The organism is Marinomonas algarum, from assembly GCF_020532605.1.
Classification (GTDB): domain Bacteria; phylum Pseudomonadota; class Gammaproteobacteria; order Pseudomonadales; family Marinomonadaceae; genus Marinomonas; species Marinomonas algarum.
In genome coordinates this window covers 1-5,267 of the sequence record NZ_JAJATW010000046.1, presented here as the reverse complement: position 1 = coordinate 5,267, position 5,267 = coordinate 1, and the positions used below count along the sequence as shown (strand labels likewise).

Annotated in this window: 6 protein-coding genes; 3 read left to right on the top strand and 3 right to left on the bottom strand. The window is 42.1% G+C overall.

Annotated elements, in window-relative coordinates:
* Positions 1–239: 239 nt before the first annotated feature.
* The 3 genes from trpA to LG368_RS15045 all read right to left on the bottom strand — a co-directional run bounded on the left by trpA (position 240) and on the right by LG368_RS15045 (position 3,321).
* Positions 240–1,043, bottom strand: a complete 804-nt coding sequence (gene trpA / locus LG368_RS15055; protein ID WP_226755516.1) for a tryptophan synthase subunit alpha — start codon at positions 1,041–1,043, stop codon at positions 240–242.
* Entirely contained in the window at positions 1,040–2,302 is a 1,263-nt protein-coding gene (gene trpB, locus LG368_RS15050; RefSeq protein ID WP_226755515.1) for a tryptophan synthase subunit beta, read from the bottom strand. Before trpB ends, trpA begins: the two co-directional genes overlap by 4 nt.
* Positions 2,303–2,442: 140 nt before the next feature.
* Positions 2,443–3,321, bottom strand: a complete 879-nt coding sequence (locus LG368_RS15045; protein WP_226755514.1) for a LysR family transcriptional regulator — start codon at positions 3,319–3,321, stop codon at positions 2,443–2,445.
* 120 nt (positions 3,322–3,441) lie between these two features.
* Here LG368_RS15045 and LG368_RS15040 point away from each other — a divergent pair, with 120 nt between their 5' ends.
* The 3 genes from LG368_RS15040 to tnpB are packed head-to-tail and all read left to right on the top strand — an operon-like array spanning position 3,442 to position 5,215.
* On the top strand, positions 3,442–4,227 hold the full coding sequence (locus tag LG368_RS15040) for an SAM-dependent methyltransferase (RefSeq protein WP_226755513.1): 786 nt from the start codon (positions 3,442–3,444) through the stop codon (positions 4,225–4,227).
* Positions 4,187–4,798 carry an ABC transporter substrate-binding protein gene (locus tag LG368_RS15035; RefSeq protein WP_226755512.1) on the top strand — a complete coding sequence of 204 codons (612 nt, stop codon included), beginning with the start codon at positions 4,187–4,189 and terminating at the stop codon, positions 4,796–4,798. The genes LG368_RS15040 and LG368_RS15035 overlap by 41 nt, the downstream gene beginning before the upstream one ends.
* A 54-nt stretch (positions 4,799–4,852) precedes the next feature.
* A complete protein-coding gene (gene tnpB / locus LG368_RS15030; protein ID WP_226754942.1) occupies positions 4,853–5,215 on the top strand; it encodes an IS66 family insertion sequence element accessory protein TnpB in 363 nt (120 codons plus the stop codon).
* Positions 5,216–5,267: the final 52 nt, after the last annotated feature.

Sequence of the window (5,267 nt, the reverse complement as noted above, 5' to 3'; positions counted from 1 at the left end):
TTCATAAAACTCACCGATTCTGCAACTTTTTGGGCCTTACACTGTATTTACAGCAAGATTTAGACATAAACTATCTAATAAAAACACAATAAATTCAATAGGTTGAGAGTTATTCAGGGACAACTAAATAAGGCATAAAAAAGGGAATCAATACAATCTTGTATTGATTCCCTTTTTTATTAATAACCAGAACTTACTGTATTAGAAAGTAAAGCATTAGGTGTTGTTAAACTACTTATTTATTTAAACAAAGCATTGATTAGTTTTATCCCTTCTTCTTGCCCACCTTGATTATAAGCATCAAGCAATGCAGAGCCTAGAATAGCAATGTCCGCTTTACCAATCAGTTTTTCTATCTGACTGCGCTCACGTAGTCCAAACCCTACTCCCATAGGGGCACTCGCGTATTGTTTGATATGTCCTAGATACTCGTCTAAAGAGGTGCTTTTTACTTTACTCTCATGACTAGAGTGACCTGTGACGCCAGAGCGTGCAACACAATATAAGAAGCCACTGCTTTGTTGAGCGAGCATTTCTAATCGAGCCGTCGGTGTGACAGGAGTCACAAGCCATACTGGATCGATATGATGCTTTTCACAGGCCTTACGGTAAGGCGTGGCTTGTTCTATTGGTAAGTCAGGTAAAATGAGCCCTTGAATGTTTTCTTCTGCTGCACGCTGAGCCAGCTTTTCTAAGCCGAACCGGTACATGGGGTTAAGGTAGCTCATTAACACAATACGGCTGTCGGCGTATTTCTTTGTCAGTTCACCGAGTTGAGTTAGGCAGGTGTCGACGTCTAACGTTTGCTCTAATGCTTTGTGACAAGCGGCTACGATACTGGGGCCATCGGCGACTGGATCTGAAAAGGGAAACTGTACCTCGATAAAATCGACCCCTTCTTGCATCAGTCTTTCCATCCAAGACAGACTTTCTTCGACCGTTGGGTAGCCGTAAACCACATGAGTCATAGAAAGAATCGCATCTTGTTGGCGTGTTTCTTTTAGCGCTTTTTTGTCTTTGATAAAAGTGGCGAGTTGGCTCATGCGTTTTGCTCCATGTTATCCACGTGTTGAGTGGGGTACGCTGCAAGGTAGTCACTCAAAAATTGTGGGAAGGTTTCATCTTGTACCGCTTTGGCAACGTTAAAAATATCTTTATCGCCACGTCCTGATAAGTTAATGACAATTTTGCTGTCTTTCGGCAGATTCGGTGCATCTTTAAATGCCCCCGCGAGAGCATGAGAAGATTCTAACGCAGGAATAATCCCTTCTTTTTTCAGTAGTAAAGTGCAAGCGGAAACCACTTCATCGTCCATGGCATAGGTCATTTTGATACGACCGGTTTCTGTTAAATGAGCGATAATAGGGGATACACCCACATAGTCGAGACCCGCAGCAATTGAGTGGGTTTCTTGTAATTGTCCCGCTTTATCTTGTAGAAACACCGTGGCAAAGCCTTGAGCAATACCGGGTTGCCCTAGGTTATGGGAGAGTCGAATAGAGTGTTGGCCTAATTCTAAACCTGAACCACCGGCTTCTACGCCGACCATTTCAACATCTTTGTCATCCAAGAAGGGTAAAAACAAGCCACAAGCGTTTGAGCCACCGCCTACGCACGCATAAAGACGGTCTGGGAATTGACCAAATTGCTCAACGCTTTGTTCACGAACTTCATTGCCGATAACAGATTGGAAAAAAGCCACCATTTCTGGGAAAGGTGCGCAACCACACGAAGTACCAATGAGGTAATGGCTTTCTTCATGACTTGAAGACCAATCACGTAATGCTTCATCCAAAGCGTCGCGTAACGTCTGTGCGCCAGTTGTGACAGGCACTACGGTAGCACCAAGCTGCTTCATCCAAAATACATTTGGATATTGACGTTCAATATCTTTTGCACCCATGTAAATAGTGCATTCTAAACCTAACCGAGCCGCAACAAGGGCGGTTGCAATACCGTGCTGCCCTGCACCTGTTTCAGCAATAACGCGCTTTTTCCCCATGCGTTTAACCAGCAACCCTTGGCCAATCACATTGTTCATCTTGTGCGCGCCGCTGTGGTTTAAATCTTCACGCTTAAGGTAAATTTGCGCACCACCAAAATGCTCGGTCAAGTTAGCACAGTAAGTTAAAGGTGTTGGTCTACCTGAAAACTGTTGCCATTGTTTGTTCAGTTCTGCAAGGAAGTCAGGGTCATTTTTTGCTTCTTCAAATGACGCCAAAATTTGTTGTTGGCTGGAATAAAGAATTTCAGGAATAAAGCTACCGCCGTACTGCCCATAGAAACCGTTATCGCTTTGCATACTGTCTCTCCAACTAATTATTTAACTATACCGTTTAGTTAATTTAATTGAAGGCAGTGTATTACGTCAAGAGGTGAGTAGAATTTATTGCTGGTTTTTGCAGGGGACACACCCAAATAGGCTTTGGGTGTGCAGGGTGTTTATTTCCATCTGGCAGGTAAATTGTTTTCGAGCCACTGCCTAAGAGTTTTTATAATGAGGGATTCGTTTGAGATTTTATAGTGAATAGATAAGTTCACACCCTCAACTCGTAAGTCTGGATAGAGGCGTTCATACTTGTGTACGCCATGTTTTTTGCATTCAGCAATCCAACAAGGTAGCAAGCCAACACCAAACCCTTGTGCGATGGCGTCTGCTCTCATATGAAGAGAGTTGATTACTGTAGTTTGTTGTGGGTGCATTTTCCATGAAGAATGGTCGTCGAAAAATTGAATAGTATCGCTTTCTTCAGAGCTGCATACCCAGTCGCATGTTTTAAGTTGGTCTAATTTTAGCAAAGGGGGGAGTTGTTTGGCTTGATAGAGACCTCGCTCCCAATGGCCAAGTTTGACCGATCGAACACCTTGGGATTTCAACAATGGACAGCAGCTTATCCAAATATCGATTGATTCATTGAACAGCAGATTAGCGCAATCAACCATTTGCACTTCCAAATTAATATCAGGGTATTTTTTGGTAAATCTATGCAAACATTCGGTAGACCATCCTCGTGATAGTTCTGTGGTAAGACCAACCGAAATTTTCCCCGAAAGGGAGGATCTAAGGGCTTTTAGAGCCTCTCTACCGGATTGTTCGATGTTTAAAATTTGCTCGCAGTAGTCTGCATAGCAAAGCCCTTCCTTGGTTAGAGATAACCTCCTTCCACTTAAACAGGTCAAGCGAGTGTTGAGATATGTTTCTAATATGGTGATGCGGCGGCTAATAGTGGACTTAGGTTCGTTTAACTGCTCAGCGGCCATGGTTAGGCTTTTACTGTCTCGAATGGCCAGCAGTGTCCTCATTGATTTTAAGTCACTCATATCTTTCCATTTTCCTGTACAAAGCGTTTCACTTACAGAGTCGTCATCATTTGAGAAACATTATAACATAATCTAAATAATAGTTATTATTATTATCATGATATTAAAAGGTTGGTCATTTTGAATTCTAACAGTACACATCAAATGGGGCGTTTACATCTTGTCAGTGCAGGTATTGGTGATTCCGATAACTTGACCTTGAAAGCTGTTCACGTGATTCAAGAAGCGGATGTGGTGATTGCCATGCAGTTTGTGCAGCGACAAACCGAATCCTATTATAAGGAGTGCGTTCAAGTCTTTGATGCAGGGCATGGTTTGTTTACAGAGCTCTCTCGACGAGGTAACGCTGATGTTGCAAAGATCGAAGCACAAGAAAACAAAATAAGAGACGTGATCCATCAGAGTGTTCAGTGTGGATTAAACGTCGCTGTTATTGAGTTTGGTGATCCGACTTTATATGGTCCCCAAGTAGGTTACTTAAAGGAGTTTAGTGAGCTTAAGCCAATCATTGTGCCTGGTATTTCTAGCTTTAATGCGGCTAATGCCATGCTTAGGCAGTCACTTTTGAATAGTCAATCTCAGACACTAATGCTCAGTAGTGTGAGCGCCATACAGCAATATAAAGTTAACCCGCCCAGTGTCCTTGTACTTTTTACCATGAAAATGGAAATTGAAAAAATGGTAGAGGCATTGTTGGAGCTGTACGTACCGGAGACGCAGGTTGCGCTTGCCTTTAATGCAGGCTTTACCACCAAGCAACAAACGATATACGTAAAATTAAGAGATCTCGTAGAAGAGTCTAATAAGATTGATATTCCTTGGGAATGTCTTGTGTATGTAGGCAACATTAAGGAGATGAGTGACGATGAAGGCAATACTTTTACTGATACTAGCACTCACCAGTAGTTTAAGTAATTTGGTTTATTCTAGTACCCCTAAAAGCCGCCTAGTTATTGCGGATCAAAGGGGAGACTGGGGTGTGCTTGCACCTTATTTACATGTGCAAAGAGGGCCAGGTTATATCTATACAAGCTTTCTTTTTGACACCCTAGTGTGGAAAAGCCAGAGTGGTGAATATCAGCCGATGTTAGCTCAGTCTTGGCATGTCGATGATGAGTATAAGTGTTACGACTTTGAGCTCAACCAAGATGCAAAATGGCACGATGGTACCGCTTTTACTGCGCAAGACATTGTCTTTTCATTTCGCTATATGAATGAGCATTTTTATCAATATGCGAATGTCTCAGGTATAGAATCTGTCACGACTCAAGTAGGGCATGTCTCTGTTTGTAATAAAGAACCTAATCGGTTCTTTATTGAAAAAGTGGCGTCTATTCTACCTATCCTGCCAAAACACATTTATGAAAACGTTAGCGATCCAACTCGTTATGCCAATGTAGGTAAAGTCATCGGCACAGGACCTTATCGTTTTGCCAAGTACGACAAAGGTAAGCGTCAGCTAAACCACACGTTTTAATCCTTGTCAAAAAACATAAAGTCTTTTTTTTTCTTTCATGGGAATAAAAGACTTATGTTTACCGCTTCTGCTCAACTCAATGTGACTCTCATTTGTGGGCCAACTGATATGCGTAAAGCCATTGACGGTTTATGCAATATTGTCGCCTATGATCTGAAAAAAGAGCCTTGTAGTGATCATATTTTTGTCTTTTGCGGTCGAGCGCGCGATAAAGTCAAAATATTGCAATGGGCGTCAAATGGTTTCTGGTTGCATTATAAGCGGCTCGAAAAAGGGCATTTTCAGTGGCCTGGTATTGATGACGAACAATTGTCTATTCAAATCTCACCTCGTCAGCTTAATTGGTTGCTAGATGGCCTGGCTCTCAATTTACAAGAAGCACACCCACATTTAACCTATCGATATCATGACGAGTAAGGTGTTTGATTGGTATAATCCATCCCATGAAAACACTTCAAAATGACCTACC